This window comes from Flagellimonas aquimarina, from assembly GCF_003149745.1.
In the GTDB taxonomy this organism is placed as follows: domain Bacteria; phylum Bacteroidota; class Bacteroidia; order Flavobacteriales; family Flavobacteriaceae; genus Flagellimonas; species Flagellimonas aquimarina.
The window spans coordinates 121,316-146,279 of sequence record NZ_QGEG01000004.1 but is presented as its reverse complement, the minus strand read 5'-3'; the positions used below and the strand labels follow the sequence as shown (position 1 = coordinate 146,279).

The 24,964-nt window shown below is 38.1% G+C and carries 25 protein-coding genes and 3 tRNA genes; 17 read left to right on the top strand and 11 right to left on the bottom strand.

Annotation, left to right across the window (positions count from 1 at the left end; all coding sequences use genetic code 11):
* Positions 1-88: 88 nt before the first annotated feature.
* Positions 89-346: a hypothetical protein gene (locus tag DKG77_RS15145; protein WP_109664786.1), complete on the top strand. Its 258-nt coding sequence runs from the start codon at positions 89-91 to the stop codon at positions 344-346.
* Positions 347-365: 19 nt separating this feature from the next.
* On the opposite strand, the gene DKG77_RS15140 is transcribed toward DKG77_RS15145, so the two are convergent.
* From DKG77_RS15140 to DKG77_RS15120, 5 genes are all read right to left on the bottom strand, one after another.
* Positions 366-656 (bottom strand): chaperone modulator CbpM, encoded by a 291-nt coding sequence (locus tag DKG77_RS15140; RefSeq protein ID WP_109664784.1) that lies wholly within the window; start codon positions 654-656, stop codon positions 366-368.
* Positions 657-660: 4 nt separating this feature from the next.
* Positions 661-1,548 carry a DnaJ C-terminal domain-containing protein gene (locus DKG77_RS15135; protein WP_109664781.1) on the bottom strand — a complete coding sequence of 296 codons (888 nt, stop codon included), beginning with the start codon at positions 1,546-1,548 and terminating at the stop codon, positions 661-663.
* A complete protein-coding gene (locus DKG77_RS15130; RefSeq protein WP_133248466.1) occupies positions 1,549-2,370 on the bottom strand; it encodes a DUF6544 family protein in 822 nt (273 codons plus the stop codon).
* Positions 2,371-2,390: 20 nt separating this feature from the next.
* On the bottom strand, positions 2,391-3,119 hold the full coding sequence (locus DKG77_RS15125; protein ID WP_109664776.1) for a sulfite exporter TauE/SafE family protein: 729 nt from the start codon (positions 3,117-3,119) through the stop codon (positions 2,391-2,393).
* Between the two features lie 208 nt (positions 3,120-3,327).
* Positions 3,328-4,470, bottom strand: a complete 1,143-nt coding sequence (locus DKG77_RS15120) for a type II secretion system F family protein (RefSeq protein WP_109664774.1) — start codon at positions 4,468-4,470, stop codon at positions 3,328-3,330.
* Positions 4,471-4,700: 230 nt separating this feature from the next.
* Here DKG77_RS15120 and DKG77_RS15115 point away from each other — a divergent pair, with 230 nt between their 5' ends.
* The 14 genes from DKG77_RS15115 to DKG77_RS15050 all read left to right on the top strand — a co-directional run bounded on the left by DKG77_RS15115 (position 4,701) and on the right by DKG77_RS15050 (position 17,706).
* Positions 4,701-5,372 (top strand): DUF6799 domain-containing protein, encoded by a 672-nt coding sequence (locus DKG77_RS15115; RefSeq protein WP_109664771.1) that lies wholly within the window; start codon positions 4,701-4,703, stop codon positions 5,370-5,372.
* A 95-nt stretch (positions 5,373-5,467) separates the two neighbouring features.
* Entirely contained in the window at positions 5,468-6,373 is a 906-nt protein-coding gene (locus DKG77_RS15110) for a hypothetical protein (RefSeq protein WP_243414942.1), read from the top strand.
* A 128-nt stretch (positions 6,374-6,501) separates the two neighbouring features.
* Positions 6,502-7,815 carry a TolC family protein gene (locus tag DKG77_RS15105; RefSeq protein ID WP_165819406.1) on the top strand — a complete coding sequence of 438 codons (1,314 nt, stop codon included), beginning with the start codon at positions 6,502-6,504 and terminating at the stop codon, positions 7,813-7,815.
* 10 nt (positions 7,816-7,825) lie between these two features.
* Complete coding sequence (locus DKG77_RS15100) at positions 7,826-8,902, top strand: efflux RND transporter periplasmic adaptor subunit (protein WP_109664766.1); 1,077 nt, start codon at positions 7,826-7,828, stop codon at positions 8,900-8,902.
* A gap of 37 nt (positions 8,903-8,939) precedes the next feature.
* Entirely contained in the window at positions 8,940-12,197 is a 3,258-nt protein-coding gene (locus DKG77_RS15095; protein ID WP_109665033.1) for an efflux RND transporter permease subunit, read from the top strand.
* Positions 12,198-12,211: 14 nt separating this feature from the next.
* Positions 12,212-12,517: a hypothetical protein gene (locus tag DKG77_RS15090; protein WP_109664763.1), complete on the top strand. Its 306-nt coding sequence runs from the start codon at positions 12,212-12,214 to the stop codon at positions 12,515-12,517.
* Between the two features lie 10 nt (positions 12,518-12,527).
* Positions 12,528-12,719 (top strand): YgaP family membrane protein, encoded by a 192-nt coding sequence (locus DKG77_RS15085; RefSeq protein WP_109664761.1) that lies wholly within the window; start codon positions 12,528-12,530, stop codon positions 12,717-12,719.
* Between the two features lie 555 nt (positions 12,720-13,274).
* Positions 13,275-13,586 carry a hypothetical protein gene (locus tag DKG77_RS17040; protein WP_165819405.1) on the top strand — a complete coding sequence of 104 codons (312 nt, stop codon included), beginning with the start codon at positions 13,275-13,277 and terminating at the stop codon, positions 13,584-13,586.
* Between the two features lie 300 nt (positions 13,587-13,886).
* Positions 13,887-14,480 (top strand): Crp/Fnr family transcriptional regulator, encoded by a 594-nt coding sequence (locus tag DKG77_RS15075; RefSeq protein WP_109664756.1) that lies wholly within the window; start codon positions 13,887-13,889, stop codon positions 14,478-14,480.
* 53 nt (positions 14,481-14,533) lie between these two features.
* Complete coding sequence (locus DKG77_RS15070; RefSeq protein ID WP_109664754.1) at positions 14,534-15,175, top strand: hypothetical protein; 642 nt, start codon at positions 14,534-14,536, stop codon at positions 15,173-15,175.
* Between the two features lie 22 nt (positions 15,176-15,197).
* Positions 15,198-15,653, top strand: coding sequence for a DoxX family protein (locus DKG77_RS15065; protein WP_109664751.1), 456 nt, complete (start codon positions 15,198-15,200; stop codon positions 15,651-15,653).
* 1 nt (position 15,654) lies between these two features.
* Positions 15,655-16,194 (top strand): NADPH-dependent FMN reductase, encoded by a 540-nt coding sequence (locus tag DKG77_RS15060; RefSeq protein ID WP_109664748.1) that lies wholly within the window; start codon positions 15,655-15,657, stop codon positions 16,192-16,194.
* A 36-nt stretch (positions 16,195-16,230) separates the two neighbouring features.
* Positions 16,231-17,070, top strand: a complete 840-nt coding sequence (locus tag DKG77_RS15055) for an NmrA family NAD(P)-binding protein (protein WP_109664745.1) — start codon at positions 16,231-16,233, stop codon at positions 17,068-17,070.
* 150 nt (positions 17,071-17,220) lie between these two features.
* Entirely contained in the window at positions 17,221-17,706 is a 486-nt protein-coding gene (locus DKG77_RS15050; protein ID WP_109664743.1) for a hypothetical protein, read from the top strand.
* Positions 17,707-17,971: 265 nt separating this feature from the next.
* Here the strand turns inward: DKG77_RS15050 and DKG77_RS15045 are convergent.
* A tRNA-Arg gene (locus DKG77_RS15045) sits at positions 17,972-18,048 on the bottom strand.
* A 164-nt stretch (positions 18,049-18,212) separates the two neighbouring features.
* Here DKG77_RS15045 and DKG77_RS15040 point away from each other — a divergent pair.
* Positions 18,213-19,202, top strand: coding sequence for an aldose epimerase family protein (locus tag DKG77_RS15040; RefSeq protein ID WP_109664740.1), 990 nt, complete (start codon positions 18,213-18,215; stop codon positions 19,200-19,202).
* Between the two features lie 14 nt (positions 19,203-19,216).
* Here the strand turns inward: DKG77_RS15040 and DKG77_RS15035 are convergent, their stop codons facing one another.
* The 5 genes from DKG77_RS15035 to DKG77_RS15015 form a co-directional block, all read right to left on the bottom strand.
* On the bottom strand, positions 19,217-20,368 hold the full coding sequence (locus tag DKG77_RS15035; RefSeq protein ID WP_109664737.1) for a formylglycine-generating enzyme family protein: 1,152 nt from the start codon (positions 20,366-20,368) through the stop codon (positions 19,217-19,219).
* A gap of 132 nt (positions 20,369-20,500) precedes the next feature.
* On the bottom strand, positions 20,501-21,154 hold the full coding sequence (upp, locus tag DKG77_RS15030) for a uracil phosphoribosyltransferase (protein WP_109664734.1): 654 nt from the start codon (positions 21,152-21,154) through the stop codon (positions 20,501-20,503).
* 162 nt (positions 21,155-21,316) lie between these two features.
* Positions 21,317-21,391: transfer RNA gene (locus tag DKG77_RS15025), tRNA-Pro, on the bottom strand.
* A 30-nt stretch (positions 21,392-21,421) separates the two neighbouring features.
* Positions 21,422-21,505, bottom strand: a tRNA-Ser gene (locus DKG77_RS15020).
* 114 nt (positions 21,506-21,619) lie between these two features.
* Positions 21,620-23,656: an HD family phosphohydrolase gene (locus DKG77_RS15015; protein ID WP_109664731.1), complete on the bottom strand. Its 2,037-nt coding sequence runs from the start codon at positions 23,654-23,656 to the stop codon at positions 21,620-21,622.
* Between the two features lie 112 nt (positions 23,657-23,768).
* Between DKG77_RS15015 and DKG77_RS15010 the strand changes: the two genes are divergently transcribed.
* Positions 23,769-24,944 carry an acetyl-CoA C-acyltransferase gene (locus DKG77_RS15010; RefSeq protein WP_109664728.1) on the top strand — a complete coding sequence of 392 codons (1,176 nt, stop codon included), beginning with the start codon at positions 23,769-23,771 and terminating at the stop codon, positions 24,942-24,944.
* Positions 24,945-24,964: the final 20 nt, after the last annotated feature.

The following is a 24,964-nucleotide window of genomic DNA, read 5'->3' as shown; positions in this document are numbered from 1 at the left end:
TTAAAATATCTATTCACCACATTACCTTTAAGGTTGTGGCTCATAAATAAAGGCAAGACGTAAGTCAAAAAATTATATACAATACATTGTGTTAAACACCTGCCTACTCATACAAAACCTGAAAGATGAAAAAACCGCCAATGCTTTAAAGCAGAAATTGGAGGGGTTGGGATTTGTAGCCAATGTTAATATAAATCTTGCGGAACGCACTATCTATTTTGAGTATGCAACGTTCAGAGATATGGATTTGGTGAGAAGCGAACTGTGCAATATGGGACGCATTGTAGTAGTTCCAAAAAGAAAATCGATAAGCAAGAGAAAGTCACCTATCGTCCACCCAAATTGAAAACAATCAAGCCATATTTTTAAACATTATTATCCAATTTACGTTTAAGGACAAATAGTTCTTCTTGTAGTTCATTCAACTTTTTTAGCAGGTGGTGCACCGCATGAAGTCCTTCCGGATTAATATCCAATTCTTTGTTCAAGCGCACCATCCTTTCCAAAACCACCAATTCCTCAACAGGCAATTGTGCTTCTTTGCCCTTTATATGGAGTTTCAGCACATCAAATTCGCCCAATTCATATACAAATGATTCGGTAACACCATGTATTTTACAAAAAGTTTTTATTGAAATAAATTTATCCGAGTTCATCTTATTATAAATTGGTCTCCTTTAATTCTTCAAAAAGCCTCTTTTGATCAGACGTTAGGTTTGTAGGTACATCCACTTCGTAAGTCAAAATCAAGTCTCCAAATTCCTCCTCCTTTTTATATTTGGGAAATCCTTTGCCTTTTAGTTTAACCTTTGTTCCGTTTTTTGTGCCAGACTTTACCATTAGCTTTACTTTTCCGGATAAGGCATTTACATAAATATCGCCTCCCAATATGGCCGTTGTGAGCGGTATTTTGATTGTTTTGAACAAATTGGGACCTTCTCTTTTAAATGTGGTATTATTAATTATGGAAAAGGTGATGAAAAGGTCTCCTGGTGGTCCACCTTCAATCCCTGGACCACCATGCCCTTTTATTTTAATGGTCTGGCCATCATCTATCCCCGCCGGAATTGTAATTCTTATTTTCTTATTGTTTACTGTAAGTGTTTGTTTTTGGGTGGTGTAAACATCCATGAGATTGAGCTGCAATTCTGCATTATAGTCTTGACCTCTAAATTTTACTTTTCTCCTTTGGCCGCTAAAACCGCTACCCCCAAACATTGCCTCAAAAAAATCGGAAAAGTCACCCGTTGCATCCCCTGAATAAGTCTGTCTTCCTTGTTGTCCTCTCCTTGCCGACTTTCTTGCTTTTTCAAACTCCTCTGCATGCTGCCAATCTTTTCCATATTGGTCGTACTTTTTACGTTTAACCGGATCTGATAGTACTTCGTTGGCCTCATTTATTTGTTTGAATTTCTTTTCTGTCTGTGGGTCATTCGGATTTAGGTCTGGATGGTACTTTCTGGCCAGTTTTCTATAGGCCTTCTTAACATCTGCAGCGGATGCATTTTTTTGAATGCCCAATACTTTGTAATAGTCTATAAAATCCATTTATTCAATACGGTAATCAATGATGTTACAATTAAAATACTCAAAATCTCCATTCTTCAAATTCCATATGGCTTTCATTTTAGTGGGAATATGTAGACCACATTTTGTCTGGTAATTTTCTACTTTACCAGTAAAATCTTCCAAGGTTTCATCTCTGTATCGTTTGGATTCAAAACGGTCTATCAATCCATTTTTATCAAAATAAAAAACACCTTCGGTCGTAGTGCCTCCAACCGTTATTGTGGCCTTAATTGAATTTTCGTCAATATACTTCCACGTAATATCGTTGTTCAAAAAACCAATGGGATAGAGTGTAAGTTCACCCAAACACCTTCCTAAAGCACTTTCATTTGTCTCCTTGGATTGATGAACTGCTATTGACCTTAGTCCTAAAAAACTGATGTTAACCTCCCCTACCCCTTCAATGCTTTTGTCTTTGACAAAAACAGGGAACGCTCTTGCTGCCCAAACAAACCCAATGGGTTTGGCAGTAACAAACTGCTTTGCGATAAAATTTGCCCATTTACCATCTTGTTTTTGTTTTATTTGGCCAGATTGTTTGATAATGGCATGGCAATCTTTACATTTTCCAATGACACCCACCTTGATCAAGTAGTCCTTCATATTATTTGGCAGATGATCCAAATCCTCTTTGGTTACCAATTTCTCGGAGTTTCCAGTATGATTAAAAAGTTCTTCTTTGTCTTTTTCAACCAATACATTAAAATGATAATATCCATAGAAAACACAAATTACCAATGCAAAGACGAGTACTACTATAACCAAAGCTATCATTTTCTTAACTGTTAAATTAAACGGCATGAGGGAGGATTTTTCTCAAACTATATGTTTGTTAGTATTGTAACCGCTCCAATGCCCAATATTAAAAAAAGCACCAATCGTTTAAATTGGGCCTGAGTTATTTTATCAAGTATCAACTTCCCTATATAAGTTCCTAAAATGCTTACAACCAGAAGAATAGGGATAAGATAGAGAATTTCTTTTTGTACAAAGCCATTGTAGGTATATACAATACTTCTGCTCAGGTCTATTCCCAAATCGATGATTGCTGAGGTAGCTATAAACTTCTCCTTGTTAAAATCGAAAGCAGACATGGTAGCTCCTCTTATGGCCCCTCCTGTGCCAAGTAGTCCTGCTAGAAGTCCTGAAAGTGCTCCTCCAAAAATCGCATTTTTAGTGGTGGGAAGTATTTTTAAATCCTTTCTTAAAATGAAAAGCAAACTAAAAAGAATAAGAAAAAAACCTAGGCCTAAAGTAAGTAGTTCTGAATCTAAAAACTTGCTTAGAAAAGCACCAACCGTCACAAAAATTACGGCAGGTATTCCAAGTGATAGGATTATAGCTTTATCAAACCCTTTTCTAAAAAAACCGATTTTGGTGATATTACTGCTCAAATGAAATATTGCGGTAATTCCCAAAACAGTCTGAAAAGCCATGAAATAGCTGGCCATGGGCACAAAGAAAACTGATGACCCAAAGCCTCCTATTGTTCCAAAGATTTCGGAGAGTATTGAAAGAACTATAAAAACAATCAATTCCGACGTTGACATAGCCTAGTTTTACACCCAAATCTAGCTTGAAAAAAAAGTTGAAGAAATGATTATAATCAGTATTCCATTAATTGGCTCACTGCAAATAAAGTAGGTCGCAGATATGTCTTATATGGCAGTAGCTTTTTTAGCACTAAAGTTTTTATTATTCAATCGCTAGTATCCTTCTTTCACAATGTCTTTCAGAAATAAGTCCGAAATAATAATTTTAGCCAAGTACGCTGCCCAATTTAAACATGGGTAGGTACATTGCGACCAAAATAACGCCAACACAAACCCCAACCACCAGAATTATCATGGGTTCCAATAACGTACTTAATAGTTTGGATTTTTGTTGGACCTCTACACTATATTGCTGGTTCAATCTTTCAAACATGAACTCGGTCTGATTGGTTTCCTCAGCAACCTTGACCATAGAAATCATCTTATTGCTGAACACCTTATTTCCTTTAAGACTATTGCTCAAGCTTTCTCCTTGTAAAATTTTACTGCTCACGCTATTCAACGCATCACGTAGTGGATAAAAATCAATCATTTTTCCGGCGAGCTCTATGCTGTTCAATACTGGGACCCTTGAAGTCGTCAACAAACTGATTGCCCTGGTAAATTGAGCTAGATAAACAGCTTTAAGAAAGTTTCCCAAATAGGGTACTCTCATTAAAAAATAATCCATCCTCTTTTTGAACCAATCATTACCAAAGAGCATCTTTCTCAAAAGCAAAGAACCTACTATGAGCAGTAAAATCCACCAACCGTAGTCTTTTATAAAGTCTGATACGGATACAATGAAACGAGTGATCCATGGCAGCTCAACATTGTTCTGTTTAAAAATATCTTGGAACATTGGGACCACCAATCTTAGCATAAAGATGACTACTAACACGGCTGTTACAAGGATAATGATAGGATAGGTCAATGCATTGACCAAATTTCGTTGCTGCTCATTTTTTTTAGCGAAAAAAGAACCCAGTTCTTTTGTAATTGTTGCTAGTGTTCCAGATTCTTCCCCAATCTTTAAAGAATAGTATTCGTATTCCGTAAACTCCTTTTTATTTTTTATCGCCTCAGAAAAACTACTTCCGGAAAGCAGATTTTCACCCAAATGATTGAATAACTCTTTTTGTTTCTCTTTTTTCTGTCCCTCTTCAATTAGGTGCAAAGATTCTTTCAGGGTCACCCCCGCTTTTAGAAGTACACTCAACTCTGTGTAAAAATCTTCCTTTTTCTTGTTTGAAAATGGTTTTCCAAATAGTGTTATTTCCCTTTCAAGAATTGATGGTTGGCGCTCTTTTTGTGCACCATCTGCTCTGGGTACTGCATCGGCAGCTATGTTTTCTAGTTTAAAGCCCATATCAATTCATAAAATCGGTTGCTGTATTCTTTTTAATGACAATTATCATGTAGCTCTGTAATGAAATCCAAATTGTTTGGAAATTTTGAAAAAAGAGGTTTTTGTGTAACAAAAGTTACAAAAGAACCCTGGTAAAGGGTTGTATTTATTGAGCGTAACTGACTCAGGTCATTGAAGGCAACATAAGGTATCAATACCTTCACCTTGTTAATTTTAAAAGCATAGGAAAGATGAAAAAAGCACTTTTTGTAATTGTATTTATAGTTCTAGGAACTATGATGCTCAATGCACAAGATCCGGACACGGTACAAGATAGGGACCAAGACCGTTTAATGCTAGTTGACGGTGATGTACTTCAGATTCGTGATCGAGACCAAATACGTTTGCAGGATCCAATAATCTTAAATGATGGTAGCGTGGTGGACCCTGATGGCTCTTACATGACAAGAGATCGCGACAGATTACGTCTACGAGATGGTGAATGCTTGGATAATGATGGTATCAAATACCGCAATGAATATCAATATCGGTATAAGGTAAAACAAGAAAACAAAGGACTTAACCAGACACAAATCCAAGAGCGGAACCAAAACAGGTACCAGATCATGATGATAGAGGGTCAAACCTTTCAAATCAGGAACCGTGAACAAAACCGAATACAAAATCAGGTCAATCTTGGTGATGGTCTAGTGGTGAATCCAGATGGAAGTTATCAAAATGCGCAGCAAAAACAACTTCGTCTTCGTGATGGTGAATGCATCAATATGGATGGTGCCAAGTTTACAAATATGTACCAACATCGTAAAATGATGATTCAAAAAAACAAGATGTCACGAAAAAATATGATGAAGAAAAAAGTGGGCAAAACTCCTATGAAAAAAAAGAAAAAAAGCACATTATAGGTTTTTAAAAGGAATGCCCAGAATGTAAAAACGGAACTTGAGGTGGGTTTTCTTCCCGGGCATTCCCGTTCCGTGATAACTTTAAAATCTTCATCATGAAAGTTTGGTTCATTTTCTTTTTCCATTTATTCATTCTGCCTACATTCATGTTGGCTCAGAACAGCAAGAAATCCGCGGAAGAAATCTCAAACAATGGGGAGTCCTACATCTTGACAGATGTCAGCTATATCAACGATGCCATTTTTATGGGCAGGCGTGATTCCATTGCAGCTCCCTATATTTTTCCTTCCATAGGATATTACGACAAGTCTGGTTTTTTTGTCGATGCTTCAGCTTCCTATTTGGTTGGCTCCGAAGAAAATCGTGTGGACTTGGTTTTGGCAAATTTGGGTTACCTGACACAAGGTGAAAAACTCGGTGGGGGAATTTCAGGGACGGCCTATTTCTTTAATGAGGACAGCTATAATGTGCAATCAGAGATTATCGCCGATATTTCGGGCTTCTTGAGTTATAACTTCAAGGTGTTGGAAATATCATTGATGGCCAGTACCTACTTTAACGATGGTAGTTCTGCAGATATTTTTACAGGATTGATGCTTGACCGTATTTTTTACAGCAATGACCAGAACTTTTTAATCGATCCAACAATCTCCATTTATGGTGGATCACAATATTTCTATCAGGAGTATTATCTAACAAGCCGCCTTGGCAACCGAAAGGGCCAGGGACAAGGTCAAGGTACCGGGGGCACAAATACGGCCGCCACCATGGTGGAGATTGAGGAAGCTTCTGAGTTCAACATCTTGAATGTGGAACTGAGTCTTCCGGTTCAATACCATCACAAACAGTTCATTTTTTCTTTTGCACCTACATTGGCCCTACCACAGAGCAGCGCCACGATTACCACTGAAGATTCAGTGATAACCGAGGATCTAGAAAGTGTTTTCTATTTCTCGGCTGGAATAAGTTATTGGTTCAACACCAAAAAGAGGGAGCAGTAACCCCATCGCTTCTTCCACTTGAAGTTTATAGATTATAGGAGCTTGGGCAGGGTAACCATTGTTACTGACACGAGCCTTACAAGCCTCTAATTTTGCGCAGTACAAAATGAACATTGATTAAGGAACCCATGATAAATAAAATACTCTTACTTCTCGTATTATTTTTTTCCCTAGGTCTTGGGGCACAAGAAATCCTTTTTATTACAAAGGAAGAGGTTCTTACAAGGGTCAGGAAAAATAACAATACCATTCAAATGTCCAAACAAGATGTTTTAATGGCAAAGGGTGATTTTGATCAGACCAATGCAGTGCTTTTCCCCAATGTAGGGATATCCCATACAGCTATTGCGACCACCAATCCATTGATGGCATTCGGTTCAAAGCTTAACCAGGGCATCCTGACCCAGGAGGATTTCAACCCCAATCTATTGAACAACCCATCCCAAATTGAAGATTATGCCACTCGTATAGAAGTACAACAGCCTCTGTTGAATTTGGACGGCCTTTACCAAAGAAAAGCGGCCAAGTCCAAATTGAACGCTATAGAGCTCCAATCAGTGCGCACCCAGGAATTTATAGATCTGGAGGTAGACAAGGCCTATATGCAACTACAACTGGCCTACAAGACCGTTGAAGTATTGGAAAAGGCCAAAGAGTCTGCTTTGGAAAACAAACGCATTGCGGAGAACAATTTTAGCCAGGGGTATTTGCAAAAATCGGATGTATTGGCAGTGGAGGTTAGGGCTACAGAAATCCAGAATCAATTGCAGTATGCCAGAAGCAATATTCAGAACGTCTCAAATTATTTGTCGGTTTTGATGGATGATTCCAGTTATCCTGTTTTACAGCCATCAGATTCATTGAATGTTGACAGCGGTGCCGTGTCCCCAGATAATGTACCAGAGGACCGAGCAGACATCAAGGCCATGGAATTGAAGAGCAAGGCCTATCATCAAGTATACCGGGCAGATAGAATGAGTTTTCTACCCCGATTGAATGCCTTTGGCACCTACGAACTTCATGATGATGAAATTTTTCAAGGGGATACCGATGGCTATTTATTTGGTGCAGAACTGAAATGGAACCTCTTTGAGGGTAGCAAACGCTTTGGAAAAGCAAAAAAAAGCAAGGCTGAATACGAAAAATCGAGGCTAAAACTACATCAATACAAAGCGGAAAACCAAGTAGAACTCAATAGGGCCAAACGAATGTTGGAGGATGCGAAAAACAATCTGCTACTCGCAAAACTGGCTATGGAACAATCCCAAGAATCGTTGCGGATACGTACAAACCGTTTTGAACAAGGATTGGAAAAGACAACGGACCTCTTATTCGCCGAAACCCAATACGCTCAAAAACAATTGGAATATTACACCATGATTTTCAATCATAATTATGCATTGGCGTATGTTCAGTTTTTAAGTAAAGGACAGATAAAATAGACAAAGCAACATGAAAAATAGAACAATATTAGGATTGTTAACAGCAATGTTCGTTATGGCAAGCTGTGGTAACAAAGACAAAAAAGCAGTAGCTGACAATTCACCAGCAATTGAAGTAAAAGTGAATACCGTAAAAGAAGAAAGCAGCAATCCCTTACTATCCATAAGTGGTAAGGTTGAAGCGGTACACAGTTCCAATCTAAGTACTCGCATAATGGGGTATGTAGATAAGGTCCATGTGCACGTGGGGGAAAAGGTGCAAAAGGGTCAGTTGTTGTTGCGAATCAACAATTCGGATATTGACGCCAAGCTGGCACAAGCTAATGCTGGCATTACCGAAGCGAACGCTGCTTTTTCCATTGCCGAAAAGGACTTCATCAGATACTCCAATCTTTTTGAAGAAAATAGTGCATCCCAAAAGGAACTCGACGACATTACCGCAAATTACAACATGGCCAAAGCTCGGTTGGAAGTGGCCAAGCAGATGAAGAACGAGGTAAATGCGCAGCTTTCTTATGCCAATATCAGGGCTCCCTTCAATGGGGTGGTGACCAATAAGTTCATTAAGCAAGGTGATATGGCCAATCCCGGAATGCCATTGCTAGAAGTGGAGGCACCAGGAAATTTTCAAGTATTGGCCATGGTCCCCGAATCTGAAATCCTTCGAATAAAAATAAATGCCAAAGCGACCGTAGTATTAAAATCCATGGACAAAACGGTGAAAGGAAAAGTAACTGAAGTCAGCTCCTCGTCCAAAAATACCGGAGGACAATACTTGGTCAAAGTAGTATTGGAAAAGGATGACACGGAGATTCTATCGGGAATGTTCGCCACGGTGCAATTTCCTGTGGAGGAAAAGTCCGCTTCCAGCACCATCTTTATTCCCAAGGAGGCCTTGGTAACCAAAGGTCAGCTTTCGGGAATTTATACCGTGAGCCAAAGCAATACAGCATTGTTGCGTTGGTTACGCTTGGGACAGACTTATAAGGATTCCGTGGAAGTATTGTCTGGGCTATCCACCAATGAGAAGTACATAGTTGACGCCCAGGGCAAACTATACAATGGGGCCAAAATTTCGATTCAGTAAAAAGCAGCCATGCAAGGGAAAACCAAAAAAATATAAAATGAAAGAAGGATTAGCAGGTAAGATAGCCAAAGCATTTATAGGTTCTAAATTGACTGTGTTGCTAATGATTGTCTTTATGGTCATCGGGGTCTATAGCTCGTTTTTGATACCTCGGGAAGAAGAGCCCCAAATTGATGTTCCCATAGCCGACATTTTCGTAGGATATCCTGGTGCAAGTCCTACAGAAGTGGAAAACAGGGTGGTAAAACCCTTGGAAAAACTAATCTCCAACATCAAGGGAATTGAATACGTGTACTCCACCTCTATGCAGGAACAGGCCATGGTCATTGTACAATTTTACGTGGGTGAAGATATTGAACGTTCATTTGTTAAGTTGTACAATGAAATCAACAAGCACATGGATATTATGCCGCAAGGCGTAACCTTTCCGTTGGTAAAGACTCGAGCCATCGATGACGTACCCGTGTTGGGGCTTACCTTGTGGAGCGAGAGTTATGATGATTACCAATTGAAACAGATTGCGAATGAGCTTACCGACGAAATCAAAAAAATAAATGACGTATCGGCAATCAAAAAAGTAGGTGGGCGAAACCGACAACTTCGCGTGGTTCTGGACAAAGATAAAATGGCGGAAAGCGGGTTGGATTTTATATCCGTAGCAGAGATGATCAAGGCCAACAATCAACAGCTTAGCGGAGGCACTTTTGATAACAACGACAAGGAGTTCACGGTGACTACGGGGAGGTTTCTGGAGACCATTGCCGACGTTGAAAATTTAGTGGTAGGGGTTCAACGGAACCGACCCATTTATCTGAAACAGATTGCGAATATCCAAGATGGACCCGAAGTACCAAAAAATTATGTGTCCCTGGGATTTGGTCAAGGGAGCGCAAAGGCAACCTCCCATTCATCTGAATACCCTGCTGTCACTATTTCAGTGGCCAAACGCAAAGGTGCCGATGCCATGAAGATTGCTGACATCGCTTTAGAGAAGGTAGAACATTTGAAAGAAACCCTGATTCCCAATGACGTACATGTAGAAGTTACCCGAAATTATGGTGAAACGGCGTCACACAAAGTCTCAGAACTTTTGATGCACTTGATCGGGGCGATTATTGCCGTAACCTTTGTGGTGATGCTGGCCATGGGGTGGCGTGGTGGACTGGTAGTCTTTTTATCGGTCCCCATCACCTTCGCCCTTACACTGTTGAGCTACTACATGTTGGACTACACCCTGAACAGGATTACACTTTTTGCCTTGGTCTTTGTTACGGGTATCGTAGTTGACGATTCCATTATCATAGCCGAGAACATGCACCGGCATTTTAAAATGAAACGGCTGCCGTTCAAACAAGCGGCATTGTATGCCATCAACGAGGTGGGAAACCCTACCATTTTGGCTACTTTTACTGTCATTGCATCCGTTCTACCGATGGCCTTCGTTTCCGGACTGATGGGCCCTTATATGTCACCCATGCCCATCGGTGCCTCCATAGCCATGATATTTTCTCTTTTTGTGGCCTTGACAATTACTCCCTATCTAGGATACGTACTTCTCAGAGAAAAAGGCAAAAAAACAACCAAAAGGAAAGAAAAGAAATTGGAGGACAGCTTTATCTACAAAATGTACGATAGGCTCGAAAGCCCCCTTGTAGAAAACAAAAAAAGACGATGGTTGTTTTTGGGGATCACATTTGTATTGCTGATCGGTTCGGTAGTTCTTTTCTTTACCAAGACCGTGGCCGTAAAAATGTTGCCCTTTGACAATAAGAATGAATTTCAGGTGGTCATCGACATGCCCGAAGGCACAACCTTAGAGCGTACGGGTGTAGTTGCCCAAGAGATAGCCCAATACCTTCGTACACGACCGGAGGTCGTAAACTATCAAACCTATGTGGGTACTGCGGCTCCAATTACCTTTAACGGGCTGGTCCGACATTACGATATTCGGGCAGGAAGCAATATGGCGGACATTCAAGTAAATCTCATCGACAAAAAAGAACGTAGTGCCCAGAGTCATGGTATTGCCAGTTCCATGCGAGAAGAAATTCAACGTATTGGAAAAAGTTATGATGCCAATGTTAAAATTGTGGAGGTGCCGCCTGGCCCCCCGGTATTGTCCACTATAGTTGGAGAGATTTACGGCCCTGATTACGATATGCAAATGGATATTGCCGATCAGGTACGGAACATTCTTAAAAACACCAGCGATGTGGTGGATGTGGATTGGATGGTAGAAGCCGACCAAAACGAATATGAATTTGTTGTTGATAAGGAAAAGGCCATGTTGTATGGTGTGGTTCCCCAACAGATTGTCCAAACAATGAACATGGCCCTTTCCGAAAAAGCAGTTACCAATTTATATGACGAAAACGCTGCCGACCAGATTGGACTGATTTTGGCATTGGAAGAAAAGGAAAAATCGACACTATCCGATATTTCCCAATTGAAACTGAAATCAAATCAAGGTACCATGATGGCCATTGGTGACCTCGTCGATATCCAGGAAACCGTTAAGGCGAAAAGTATTTATAGAAAGAACCAGAAAAGGGTGGTCTACGTGCTCGCAGATATGGCCGGGGAACTGGAGAGTCCGGTCTATGCCATTCTAGGTATGACCGATAAGCTTGCGGAGATGGAGTTGCCCCAGGGCTATTCCATTGATGAACTCTACATAAAACAACCTGATTTTGAGGACAATTTTACTATAAAATGGGACGGTGAATGGCAGATTACCTTGGAAGTGTTCCGTGATTTAGGCTTGGCCTTTTTAGGGGTCATTATCATCATTTATATCTTGATTGTGGGGTGGTTCCAAAATTTCAAGGCTCCAATCGTGATGATGGTGGCCATTCCCCTTTCCTTGATCGGCATTGTACTAGGGCACTGGATGCTCGGTGCATTTTTTACAGCAACATCTTTTATCGGCATGATTGCCTTGGCGGGCATCATGGTCCGGAATTCGGTGCTGCTAATCGATTTTATCAACCTGCGCTTGGCAGAGGGGATTCCTTTGAAAAAAGCGGTTATTGAAGCGGGAGCAGTCCGTACCACCCCAATCCTATTGACCGCAGGTACAGTCGTCATTGGTGCTTTCGTGATTCTGTTCGACCCTATTTTCCAAGGTTTGGCCATCTCACTGATGGGCGGGACCATTGTTTCCACGGTTTTGACCTTATTGGTAGTGCCCTTGGTGTATTTCATGATTGAACGAAAGAAGTATCCAGAAGAATTGGAAAATAGTAAGGCCAATCAGAATGGAAAACATAAGATGGACAGTAGCGGTAAAAATTGAAAAACAATAAAAAGATGAAACTACTAATAGTGACACTTGTGGAAGAATTTGAACACGAAATTTTGGAGCTGTTCACAAAAGCGAACATCGAGAGCTTTAGCGGTTCCGATATCGATGGCTACAAGAACCCTTCAACCATCATACGCTCGTCAAGTTGGTTTCCAAGTGAAAAAGGAGGCGTGGAGTCCAATATGTTCTTCTCTTTTACCAAAGACGAAAATATTGATACGCTCTTTGAATTGATCAAGGAGTTCAATACAAATCTGGAAACAAATAATCCCATAAAAGCGATTGTGGTTCCCATAGAAAAGTATATTTAAAATTGCAATTATGAAAAATAGGATAGTTAGGGCCGTTGCCGGTTCATTCATATTGATTAGTTTGCTGTTGGCCATGTATGTAAACATCAACTGGTTATGGTTTACAACATTTGTTGGTGCCAACCTGTTACAGTCCGCTTTTACCAAATGGTGTCTTTTAGAAGATATTCTAAAGAATTTCGGAATAAAAGAAAGTAATTGAACATAGGAAGAAACTGAATGACGGCTTAGTTACAAAGCGACAGCACTTGCAACTGAAGAAACAATAATTAATGCATTGATTGCATCTGAAACTATGACTGGAGCATATGAGAATAAAATGTATGAATGCCCTGAAGATAGATTGATAAAAATTTTAAAAGAATATAACAGAATTAATTCTGCTAATTATGTGTGTGTCAATATGCTTGCCCCGTATCCTGCATAATATACATGAGCCGTTACGAGAGTTCAAATAAACAATGACTAATTACATCGATTTTATTCCTTTTTGACGGTATAACGATGTATTATACATCCATATAAACAAGTTAAGTGCTAGCTGTAAATTAATATGGGTAAACAAAAACTGATTAAAAGGTTAAAGAGTTATTATCCTATGGAAAGATTTCACGCTTTTGTGACTTTCCCGGGGATACTAGTTTATCTAATCCTTAACAATTCATTTACGGATATATTTTTTCTGATATATGGAATTTTAATTTGTATAATAATACTTATTCAAGGTCAACACTATTGGAAATTAAAGTTACACAGATTGATAAACAAACCCTTCAATCAAGAGAAAAACTTAAATATTTTCAGGAGTTCTAAAAAAATAAATTTAGCATTAATTGGTCTTGTTCCAATAATATTTGTAATTCAATTGTATCTAAATGACTGGAAAATTATACCTGAAAACTTGATTTTGTGGGGAATGTTAGCCAATCTCTTCGCAATTCTTGAGCATATAAATTACTATAATCGCCAATTAATGATTGACAATTCATCAGATTTAGAATATTTGAAGCGGAATAAAAAACTGAAAGTTGCAAGTTTAGCTAAAGATTTAAAAGAGAACCAACTATAAAGCCTGCACCTAATAATGGCTATAATTCATTTTGGTTTTGTGCCTCACCAAGAAAAGTATTAATCAACGGCTAATTTCTAAGCGGAATAATCCTGCGGACAATTCCACACCGAGTTCATAACCGAGACTGTTGAAAGTTCAATAAAACGATTGAAACTGTCCCGAAAAAACCCTTTGAAATTATCTTAACTTAGTTCCACATATAAAAGATATATAGATCATATGATCTATACTCAGTTGTTGGCAATAATTACCGAATATACCTAATAAAATAGACAACTTAATCAAACAAAACCTGAATTGAACTATAAGGAATCACATACATTAATACTCAAAAACATTGCTAGGTTTATTGATTTAACCAAGCTGGAGCAGCAAAAATACCTCTCCTTACTTACTGAAATAAAAGTCAAAAAAAAGACATTTTTAATGCAAGCAGGCGATGTTACCAAGTATGAGTATTTTATAACCAAAGGTTGTTTAAAGGTATATACTTTAGATGAAGATGGGGCGCCTCATATATCCATGTTTGCCATAGAGGATTATTGGACTGGTGATATGGCAAGCTTTATAACTAAAGAACCTACACGCTATTTTATTAAGGCTACAGAAGATTCAGAATTGTTGGGTATTTCAAGAGCAAATTATGAATTGCTTTTTCAAGAGATACCAAAATTTGAACGTTTTTATCGTAACCTATATCAAAGATCTTTAATTAGTTATATAAGACGCTCAAATCAAGGTCTTTCTTTAACCGCAGAGGAGAGATATATCGAGTACAAAAAAAAATATCCAAACATCGTTAATAGAATTACTCAAAAAGATCTAGCAGGTTACATTGGCATTACGCCAGAATTTATGAGTAAGATAATTACCAAAGTCAACCGAAGGTAAAAGTCTTAAACTAGTTCATTTTTTTTCATGCGTTCCTATTGGAATTTTGAAGCATGAAAAGAATAATCATCTTCAGTTCTCTTTTAATCATGGGGTTTACAAACCCTTTACAAGCACAGTTTACACAAGTAGAATTGTTTTCAGGATTTGATAAAACAGATTTTACCTTATTCTCAAGTTATCCCATAAATAAAAGCGGAACACTAAGTCTAAATACCCTGGCTTTCTTCCAAAAATTTAAAAATGAAAATGAGGAATTTGATGAGGTTGGGGTACAACCCACATTGTTTTGGAATATTACCAAAAATATTGGCCTAGGTCCTTCCATATACTATAACAGCTTTGCTGGCTATTCTGAAAGATTATCTGCCAAGTATACACTCAAAAATTCATGCCTATTATTTGTAGTCATGCCAACTGTAGCGCACTCAGAGGAAAACAGTGCTAGCTATGCAGAGGTATTTGTACAAATCCAATATAACAGACCTCTAAATGACCATATATCCCTCTGGTTAAACGGTCAGTTCTTAACCATTTGGAATGAATTTAAACGGCATTCAAGGAGCTTTCAACAGCTTAGAGTTGGAGTGTCCATTTATGACCATCAGGTCGGTATCGGTATAGATCTCGACCAGTTTGGGCCTCAACCAATCTCAAAGTTAGCCTTCGGATTCTATTATCGTAAAACTCTATAAACAACTTTAAAAATCAAACATTATGCAACATTCAGTAAAACAATTTTTAAAAACTAATCCCAATATTGGGTTTAGTATCGCAAGATGGACGCTCGGTTTAGTAATATTTCCGCATGGTGCACAAAAATTATTGGGACTCTTTGGTGGTTATGGCTATTCCGGAACAATGGAATCATTGACTACCCAAATGGGTTTGCCTGGTATTGTGGCCTTCTCGGTTATAATGATTGAGTTTTTTGGCTCTATTTCATTAGTTCTTGGCTTCTTCTCCAGATTTTGGGCCTTATCGCTTGCAAGCATGTTTACAGGAATCATTATCACTACACAGTTAGAGCATGGTTTTTTTATGAATTGGTTTGGAAATCAGGCAGGTGAAGGTTACGAATATTCGCTTCTAATTATTGGTCTCGCTTTAAGTGTCTTAGTAAATGGAAGTGGAAAATGGTCTATAGATAGTTTAATAGCAAAAATTAAATAACATGAAAAAAATAATCACAATTGCAGGAACTAATAGTCAGAAATCTATTAACAAAAGGTTGTTGTCCTATACTTCTGGTTTAATGGAAAATGTAGAACTAATTTCTATCGACTTAAACGATTATGTTCTGCCTATTTACGGAGTTGATTTTGAAGATGAAAATGGCATACCAATAGCTATTAAAAGACTCAATGAATTATTTGACAAAGCCCACGGATTTATAATTGCATTAGCAGAACACAATGGGACCTATACAGCAGTATTTAAAAATACATTAGACTGGTTGTCTCGCGCAAATATGAAAGTATGGCGAGAGAAACCCGTACTCTTAATGGCAACCTCACCTGGTGGTCGAGGTGGTGCCACTGTATTGCAGGGTGCTGTTAACTACTTTCCCTTCTTAGGCGCTAATGTAATTGGGGATTTTTCCTTGCCTAGTTTCTTTGAAAATTTCTCTGATGATGGAATTAATAATCACGTCTTACGGGAAGAATTAACCCAGAAACTTCAAAGTTTCGAAAAGCATTTGAGTAAAAATTAAAAACAGAATAATTACAAACTTTTAAACTTTAAAAACATGAAAATACAAAACATTTTAGTTATCGGAGGAACAGGTAAAACAGGTCGTCGAGTAGCCAAAAATTTAGCTCAGTTAGGACATAAAGTTCGTGTTGTGGGAAGAAAAACAGAACCAGCTTTTGATTGGGAAAATCAAGAAACCTATGCAGGTGCATTGAAGGATATAGACAGAGCATATATTGTTTACTATCCAGATTTGGCCGTTCCTGGGTCTAGAGATGCAATTACAACACTCACTAAAAAAGCGTTAGAAGCTGAGTTAGAGAAAGTAGTATTGCTTTCTGGTAAAGGGGAAACTGAAGCCGAAGCTTGTGAGGATATCGTTGCCAATTCAGGCTTAAATTACACCTTGGTTAGGGCTTCGTGGTTTAATCAAAACTTTAGTGAAGGGGCATTTTTAGATTTTGTATTAGATGGTGTAGTTGCACTGCCAATGCCGGAGGCGGAAATTCCATTTGTGGACGCGGATGACATCGCAGACGTGGTAACCAAAGTATTAATCGATGATTCGTATAATGGACAAACCATAACCGTTACAGGACCTCAAAAAAGAACCTTTAAAGAAGTGGTTGAAATTATGGCTAAAGCATCCAAAAAAACGATTCAATTTGTACCCATTTCTATTGGCGAATTCAAGAATGGAATGCGGAAAGCAGGATTGCCAGATTCTTATGTGTGGCTCTTTGGTTATTTGTTCCAAGAAGTATTAGGTGACCCAAATAACCAAGAAGTATTTTATGATGTTGCCAAAGTGTTGGGTAGGCCAGCCAAAGACTTTGATACCTATGCTAAACAAACTGCCGCCACTGGGATATGGAATCAAGTAAGTGTCCAATAACTATTGCCAACAACGTGCATAAGTAATAGCGATTTGAGTCTTAATTCAAATCGCTTTTCTTTTTTATTTTGTAACTTATTTTCCGGAAAATAACGCATACAAAATCGCTACTAATCATGCACAAAACCGTTACCAAAGTTCAAAAAAACGATGAAACTTCAGTCATTATTCAATAACCGAACGGAAAATCTTGGAGTAAAAATCAGTTTAGTGGATTTGAAAAAACTATTGGATGACGGCAACAAAAAATTTCATTTCAAATGGCTGTCCGAAAACAGCTTCGTGATAAGTTTGAATTTTTCGTTTGGAACTAATTTGGTATTTGATACAAACTATCCAAATACCAAAAGTGATATTATTTTTTACGGAAATTTGGCAAAGTTGGAGGATTCAAAAACAGAAATCAAGTTAAAAACGAAAAAGAAGTCTTTTCTTCTGGTGCTTATGATAGTTCTACCTGTCATGCTTTTAATACTTCAAAGTTTCCTAAAAATAGAATTCCCTGTTTTCTTGGTTGCCCTATTCTTATTTCCAATTCTAATTATTGGATTACTGAATTTTATTAAAAGTGAGGAGAATAGATTATTAAGGGTTTTCATTGAATTCCTCAACAATAGACTAAATTCATATTCTTAAAGTTCAAATAAAGGATTAATAGCACCTCAAATTCTTTCCCAGCAAAAATTTACTTAAAAAAGGTCAGTTAATAGTATTATGGGAAATCCCTTTTTGGTTCGTTTACTTTCCCTAGTAAGAAGTTTTATTTAATTTCTATTTTGAGACGGAAAAAAGACGGAAATAATTGCGTAAAACATCCGTTTTTAGCGAAATTTCATTCAAATTAAAGGTAGGGAATGATCTCGGATAAATAAAAAACCCCAGGAACACTGGGGTTTTCAAGTGGTGATCGCAGCAGGATTCGAACCTGCGACCGTCTGCTTAGAAGGCAGATGCTCTATCCAGCTGAGCTATGCGACCTATTTTGCGGCTGCAAATATACAATTAACATTAATTAATGTCCAATTAAATAAAGTCAATTATTAAAATACATTTAAAAAAATCAAAATGTTCAAAATAGCTATCTTGAAAATTCAATAATTCTTTCATTTGTAGGTTTTGATCTGCAAAAATTCAAATGTGCTATGCTAGAAATTGTGACACTGAGCAATTCAAATGGAGCAATACTGCAAATTTCCAACTATGGAGCCACCATACTGTCTTTGAAAATTCCGGATAAAAATGGGAATCTAATCAATGTAGTAGTAGGACTGGAATCGCCAGAAGAATATACCAAGCAAAGTTATTTGGATCATCACCTCTTGCTAGGTGCTACCGTTGGAAGGCATGCCGGTAGAATCTCTGGAGGAGTAATGGCAATAGAAAACCAGGAATATCCCATTTATAACCAAAATGGGGCACACTTACATGGCGGAAAACAAGGTTTTGATAAAAAATTCTGGAATATTGATACGGTAATCAATGGTAAAAACTCATCGGTCAAACTTTCCTATATAAGTGAGCATTTGGAAGAAAATTATCCTGGAAATCTTCATGTATCCGTAAACTATGAGTTGATGGAATCCAATACCTTAAAAATAACCTATGAAGGAACCACCGATAAAACCACGGTAATAAACTTAACAAACCACTCATATTTCAACTTAGAAGGATGTGGAAGCATCTTAAAGCATCATTTACAAGTTCACAGTCATTCATATTTAGAAGTGGACAACCGTTTGCTTCCTACCGGAAGCATAATACCATCTAAAGGAACCCGATTTGATTATGGTGAAAAGTCTCTAATTGAAAAAGAAGGTTTTGCAGGTATCGACGACACATTTATCTTAGAACCAACACAATTCAATGTTGCTATGCTTTTTTCAACTTCTAATGGTATTTGCATGAACATTTATACAAACCAACCCGCTATCGTTATTTTTACGCCAAAATATCTTCCAGACCTTAATTACTCCAATAACAGAAGCTATAAAAAATATCCTGCAATCTGTTTTGAAACACAGAATTTTCCTGATGCAACAAGTCACCCCCATTTTCCATCGAGTATACTAAGACCAGGTCAACTTTATCTGAATGAGACCGTTTTTCAGTTTGATATTTTAAGTGATTCTTGAATCTAATTTGATGTTCATTTAGTTTGTTCTTGTAACATTTGAGAAGTCACAACGGTTCTAAAGCCCAAATGTTCCAGAGATGAATCAATGCTTGTGGCCATGCGCGCAGAAACTCTGTAACTGGCACAGTAAGATGCACTGCACAAAAACGATCCACCTTTCATTACTTTTTCTTTAACATATGGGTTTTGCTGGTTATAAGGAGAAATGGGTCCTTGTGGGTTTAAAGGCACTTTGATGTTATCGGCTTGTTTTTGGTAGTAATAGGTATTGTACCAATCGCTGGTCCATTCCCATACGTTTCCTGCCATATCATAAAGACCCAAACTATTTGGAGCGTATGATTTTATAGGTGCACTTGCTTCAAATCCATCTTCTTGAGTATTTTCTACTGGGAACTCCCCTTCCCATGTGTTTGCATTTTTATTTAAGAGCGCAATATCATTGCCCCAGAAAAAAATGGAATTTCTTTTATCTCCCCAAGCAGCCAGTTCCCACTCAGCTTCGGTTGGTAGTCTTCTGCCTGCCCAATCGCAATACGCCTTTGCATCTTCATAAGAAATATGTACAACAGGGTAATTCTCTTTTCCTTCAATAGAACTTTTTGGTCCATTTGGGTGTTTCCAATCCGCTCCAATGGTCCATCCCCACCATTGAGAAAAATCATAAAGATTAGATACTGATTCTTTTGTTTTTTTGAAGGTGAGCGATCCAGGCTGTAAAATAGTATCATGTGGTTTGGGTGTTCCCTCTGGAAGCTGTTTTTTTAATTCTTCCCAATCGATATCTCTTTCTGAGGTTGTAATATAGCCCGTTTCCTCTACAAATCTTTTAAACTGCTTGTTGGTCACTTCAGTTATATCCATAAAAAACCCATCTACAGCAACGGTGTGGGGTGGCCCCTCATGGCTCATGGCCATTTTATCCAGAGCAACCGCACCTCTGGTAAATTTAGCGCCAGGAACCCAGACCATGCCTATAGGGGTTTCTATTCCATTAGGCACCTCTGTAAGTAGTGCTCTTTCAATTTCATCAAAACCTGATTCTTCAAGTAATTTTGAATTTTTGCTGCTGGTTTCCTTTTTATGTTGTTCTTTACAGCTAAAATGGAAAGTCACCAAAAAGATTATCACCAACCATGATATAGGTCTAATATTGTTCTTCATTTATATAAAGGTTTAATAATCCAGCAGACTTCATTTGAGTTCTTTTGAATATAAATAAATGCAAATGACACTGTTCTTTGTTCTTTAAAATTAACAGAATGATCCTTTAATTTTAAAAGGAATAAAAATTGTCTATAGCTTCTCTCCAAATGCCAAATCACCTGCATCACCTATTCCTGGTAGAATATAACCTCTGTTGTTTAGCTTTTCATCAATGGCCGCAATCCATAAATGAGTGTTTTCTGGAAAAACTTTCTTGATATGCTCTATTCCTGCTTTTGAACCTATTACGGAAAGGATATGAATCTGCTTCGGTTCACCATGTTCCTTCAAGGATTTAAAAACGTTTTCCAAAGTCTTTCCTGTAGCCAACATAGGATCAGTGAGTACCAAAGTTTTGCCGGCTAAAGAAGGTGCCGCAAAGTATTTGACGATAACCTCAAAAGCATCTTCATCTCCCCGATGATGACGATAGGCCGAAATGAATGCATTTTCAGATCCATCAAAATAATTCAACATTCCTTGATGCAAGGGTAATCCCGCTCGTAATACTGAACAAAGCACCAACCTATCTGTGGGCAGCGACATCTCTTTGCTCCCGAAAGGGGTTTTTACCACTGTGCCCTGATAATTTAGTGACTTACTTAGTTCGTAACTTAGAATCTCGCCGATGCGTTCAATATTTCTGCGAAAACGCATTGCATCTTTTTGGATTTCAACATCCCTGATTTCTGCAATAAATTGATTTAAGAGCGAGTTTCCTTCTCCGAAGTGGTGGACAATCATAATCAAAATAGATGATCTTAAAAATACAATTTTTAAGTCAGGTAGTGTATTTGTCTCCATACTTTCTGACACTTAGTATGTAGACTATATTTGGCATCATAAAAAGAATAAAAACAAGAAACCCCAATAATCGATAGATTATCAGGGTTTAAATGTTAAAAGTCGGGGTGGCAGGATTCGAACCTGCGACCTCCGCGTCCCAAACGCGGCGCGATAACCGGGCTACGCTACACCCCGAATTGGTTATCTTATTTTAAAAGAAAATTGCGGAGAGAATGGGACTCGAACCCATGCGACACTTACGCGTCGACAGATTAGCAATCTGCTCCGTTACCACTCCGGCACCTCTCCAATAATCTTATCTATCTATGAACCTACGCAAAACGCGGATGCAAAAATACCCTTTCATTTGTAACATCGCAACTATTTTCTAATTTTTTTGAACACAATTTTTTAGTGGTTCAGTTACTCAGGATACTCAACTCTTAAATGGTAGATATTGGTCAATTTTTGTTTTAAAACTTTCTTTACCATTTCAATCTCTTTTAGTGTGATATTGGCATTTAAAAATTGATTTGCCTGCATTTGACCTTTCACGATTTTTTCCACAAATTCGTCTATAATACCATAGGTTGGGTTCTTTAAGCTTTTGGAAGCCGCTTCAACTGCATCTGCCATCATTAAAATAGCAGTTTCCTTGGAAAATGGAATAGGCCCCGGGTATCTAAAATCTTTTTCATTTACCTCTTGCTCTAGTTCTTGCTGCTTTTTATAAAAGTAAAAAACCAACGTTGTACCGTGATGCGTTCTTAAAAAATCTATTATCCTATCAGGAAGGTTATTCTTTCTTGCTATTTCAATTCCGTTGATAACATGATCAACAATAATCTTGGCACTTTCTTTTGGTGGTAAATCATCATGTGGATTTACACTTGTTATTTGATTTTCTGTGAAAAAAGTGGGCTTGCTCATCTTTCCAATATCATGATACAATGCTCCTACCCTAACTAGCATTGCGTTAGCCCCGATTTCGTTTGCAGCGGCCTCGGCAAGATTAGCTACTTGAAGAGAGTGGTGAAATGTACCCGGTGCCTTTTCCGATAGTTCTTTTAGTAACTTGGAATTGGTATCAGAAAGTTCCAATAAAGAAACATCTGATATTAGGCCAAATATTTTTTCATACATATAAATGAGGGGTTGGGCAAAAAGTGTCAAAAGCCCGTTTAAAATAAAAACCCCGAATAGTACCCACTCAATATTCTCAAGATTCCCTTCATGGATTGCATGAAATGCAAAATATCCTATGATGTATATTAAAGTAATCTGCCCTACTGAAATAAAAAGATTTGCTCTCTTATACAGTTCAGATGCCGTTAAAATGGTAACTATACCTGCAATAATCTGTAAAAAGATATATTCAAAACTATTGGGAACCACAAACCCCAAAATAAGAACTGTTAGTACATGAACAAACAATCCCAATCTAGCATCAAAAAAGTTCTTAAGTATTAATGGAAGTATACAAAGGGGCACTACATAGACGTAGCTTTCATTATTCTTTACCATGAGTGTAGTTGCTAACACCATTAGTAAAACATTCACGAAAATAAATGTAACCTTATTGTTGTTCTGAAATATTTCCGTTCGATATCTTTTCAAGAAAAGGAACAACATAATCAATACCAAAGCCACTAAAATGGTATACCCTAGAAGAATAAAGTAATAATTATCACCTCTCCATAACTCTGATTCGTACTCTTCCTTTAAAGAATTTAGGATTTTGAAATTCTCTGCCTCGACAACTTCTCCCTTGGCAATGATCAGTCTTCCTTCCGAAACTTCACCTCTTGTAAAAGATATCTTGGATAATTCCTCTTCCAATGCCCTTTCGGTGAGTGCTTCATCATAGAAAACATTTATTTCCAATGTTCTTATTATCAATGTTTCCAGAACTTCCTTTGCCGGAGTCCTTTTTGTGGAGAGTATTCCTGAAACTCTTTTCTTGGATTCAGGTAAATCCATAAAACTATTAGCTCCCAAGGGTCTTGCCTCATTGTTCTTAACAAGCAAAATTGAGCTAGATGTTGGCAAATCTTGGAATACCCCTACCCCATAAATACTATCTATAACCTCTAATCCAGCGGTCATAATAACGCCTTGCTGAGACTCTGGATAAGAACTTTGTGCAAAGAACCCTTCTAAATCGGTTTGGAGTGCCTTTTTTACATTTCCCGGTACATCGGCATCAAAAGTGTAATAATCCGTTTTATTATCAAGGAGGGAGCGTTGCTCATCAGCTATTTCTACCTCTGTCTTCTTTATTGAAAAATCTATAGGAGCGTAGAGATTTTCATATTGCCACGGTTTCCCTTTCTGAAATTCATATTTAAATTTACCTCCTTTTGGAAAAAAGAACACGATTAGCGCTACAGAAACCAAATACAGAAAATACTTGTAGGCAAGTGATTGATGCTTATAAACATTATCCAAAGTTTTTCCCATTCTGTGAGCTGTAAGCATCAAAAATAGAAAATATAAATAAGAAGTAGTGCTCCCTTTATAGACTAGAGCTTTGCATTTAAATTTAGTATTTTCGCATTAGAAAAAAGCATACATGAATAAAGTAGTAATTGTTTCGGCTGTTAGAACGCCAATTGGAAGTTTTATGGGTTCTTTATCAAGTGTTCCAGCGCCTAAATTGGGTTCAATAGCCATAAAAGGAGCATTAGAAAAGATAAATTTAAAACCAGAGCAGGTAGAAGAGGTTTTAATGGGTAATGTTGTTCAAGCAGGTACTGGTCAGGCTCCTGCCAGACAAGCTGCTATTTACGCAGGAATACCGGATACCGTCCCGTGCACTACAATCAACAAAGTATGTGCTTCTGGTATGAAGGCCATGATGCAAGCGGCACAGTCCATTGCCTTGGGAGAGAACTCCATAGTGGTAGCAGGAGGTATGGAAAACATGAGCCTAATTCCACATTACACTTATATGAGAAATGGTCTAAAATTTGGCCCCGGAACTTTGGTGGATGGAATGCAAAAGGATGGACTGGTGGATGCCTATGATCAAAATGCAATGGGCGTTTGCGCAGATGCATGTGCTGTTGAGCACAATTTTAGTAGAGAAGAACAGGATGCCTTCGCCATTCAATCTTATCAAAGAGCTACTGAAGCTTGGAAAGCTGGCAAATTTGCAAATGAGGTTATTCCTGTTGAAGTTCCTCAACGCAGAGGAGAGCCAATCATTGTTAGCGAAGACGAAGAGTACAGCAATGTGAAAATGGAAAAAATACCCGCATTAAGACCTGCTTTCACCAAGGACGGAACCGTTACTGCCGCCAATGCCTCTACAATAAATGATGGAGCTGCCGCAGTAGTACTTATGAGCGCGGATAAAGCGTCTGAGTTAAACCTTACTCCTTTGGCCACAATAAAGGGCTACGCCGATGCAGCACATGAGCCCGAATGGTTTACAACCGCTCCTGCCAAGGCACTGCCTAAAGCTTTGGATAGAGCTGGAGTCTCTATAAAAGACATTGACTTTTTTGAAATTAACGAGGCCTTTTCTGTTGTTGGCCTTGCCAATATGAAACTTTTAGGATTGCAAGATTCCAATGTAAATGTTAATGGTGGAGCAGTATCCTTAGGTCATCCTTTGGGTTGTTCAGGAGCACGAATTACCATTACCCTGCTTAATATACTTGAGCAGAACAATGCAAAACTAGGTGCTGCAGCCATTTGTAATGGTGGTGGTGGTGCTTCGGCAATTGTTTTAGAAAGAAATTAATTTATTCAAGCTCATTAAAT

Excerpts from the sequence above, each read along its gene's own strand:
- DKG77_RS15140 (WP_109664784.1), bottom strand. The coding sequence starts at position 656 with ATGAACTCGGATAAATTTATTTCAATAAAAACTTTTTGTAAAATACAT.
- DKG77_RS15135 (WP_109664781.1), bottom strand. The coding sequence starts at position 1,548 with ATGGATTTTATAGACTATTACAAAGTATTGGGCATTCAAAAAAATGCA.
- DKG77_RS15130 (WP_133248466.1), bottom strand. The coding sequence starts at position 2,370 with ATGCCGTTTAATTTAACAGTTAAGAAAATGATAGCTTTGGTTATAGTA.
- DKG77_RS15125 (WP_109664776.1), bottom strand. The coding sequence starts at position 3,119 with ATGTCAACGTCGGAATTGATTGTTTTTATAGTTCTTTCAATACTCTCC.
- DKG77_RS15120 (WP_109664774.1), bottom strand. The coding sequence starts at position 4,470 with ATGGGCTTTAAACTAGAAAACATAGCTGCCGATGCAGTACCCAGAGCA.
- DKG77_RS15115 (WP_109664771.1), top strand. The coding sequence starts at position 4,701 with ATGAAAAAAGCACTTTTTGTAATTGTATTTATAGTTCTAGGAACTATG.
- DKG77_RS15110 (WP_243414942.1), top strand. The coding sequence starts at position 5,468 with ATGAAAGTTTGGTTCATTTTCTTTTTCCATTTATTCATTCTGCCTACA.
- DKG77_RS15105 (WP_165819406.1), top strand. The coding sequence starts at position 6,502 with ATGATAAATAAAATACTCTTACTTCTCGTATTATTTTTTTCCCTAGGT.
- DKG77_RS15100 (WP_109664766.1), top strand. The coding sequence starts at position 7,826 with ATGAAAAATAGAACAATATTAGGATTGTTAACAGCAATGTTCGTTATG.
- DKG77_RS15095 (WP_109665033.1), top strand. The coding sequence starts at position 8,940 with ATGAAAGAAGGATTAGCAGGTAAGATAGCCAAAGCATTTATAGGTTCT.
- DKG77_RS15090 (WP_109664763.1), top strand. The coding sequence starts at position 12,212 with ATGAAACTACTAATAGTGACACTTGTGGAAGAATTTGAACACGAAATT.
- DKG77_RS15085 (WP_109664761.1), top strand. The coding sequence starts at position 12,528 with ATGAAAAATAGGATAGTTAGGGCCGTTGCCGGTTCATTCATATTGATT.
- DKG77_RS15070 (WP_109664754.1), top strand. The coding sequence starts at position 14,534 with ATGAAAAGAATAATCATCTTCAGTTCTCTTTTAATCATGGGGTTTACA.
- DKG77_RS15065 (WP_109664751.1), top strand. The coding sequence starts at position 15,198 with ATGCAACATTCAGTAAAACAATTTTTAAAAACTAATCCCAATATTGGG.
- DKG77_RS15060 (WP_109664748.1), top strand. The coding sequence starts at position 15,655 with ATGAAAAAAATAATCACAATTGCAGGAACTAATAGTCAGAAATCTATT.
- DKG77_RS15055 (WP_109664745.1), top strand. The coding sequence starts at position 16,231 with ATGAAAATACAAAACATTTTAGTTATCGGAGGAACAGGTAAAACAGGT.
- DKG77_RS15050 (WP_109664743.1), top strand. The coding sequence starts at position 17,221 with ATGAAACTTCAGTCATTATTCAATAACCGAACGGAAAATCTTGGAGTA.
- DKG77_RS15040 (WP_109664740.1), top strand. The coding sequence starts at position 18,213 with ATGCTAGAAATTGTGACACTGAGCAATTCAAATGGAGCAATACTGCAA.
- DKG77_RS15035 (WP_109664737.1), bottom strand. The coding sequence starts at position 20,368 with ATGAAGAACAATATTAGACCTATATCATGGTTGGTGATAATCTTTTTG.
- upp (WP_109664734.1), bottom strand. The coding sequence starts at position 21,154 with ATGATTGTCCACCACTTCGGAGAAGGAAACTCGCTCTTAAATCAATTT.
- DKG77_RS15015 (WP_109664731.1), bottom strand. The coding sequence starts at position 23,656 with ATGGGAAAAACTTTGGATAATGTTTATAAGCATCAATCACTTGCCTAC.
- DKG77_RS15010 (WP_109664728.1), top strand. The coding sequence starts at position 23,769 with ATGAATAAAGTAGTAATTGTTTCGGCTGTTAGAACGCCAATTGGAAGT.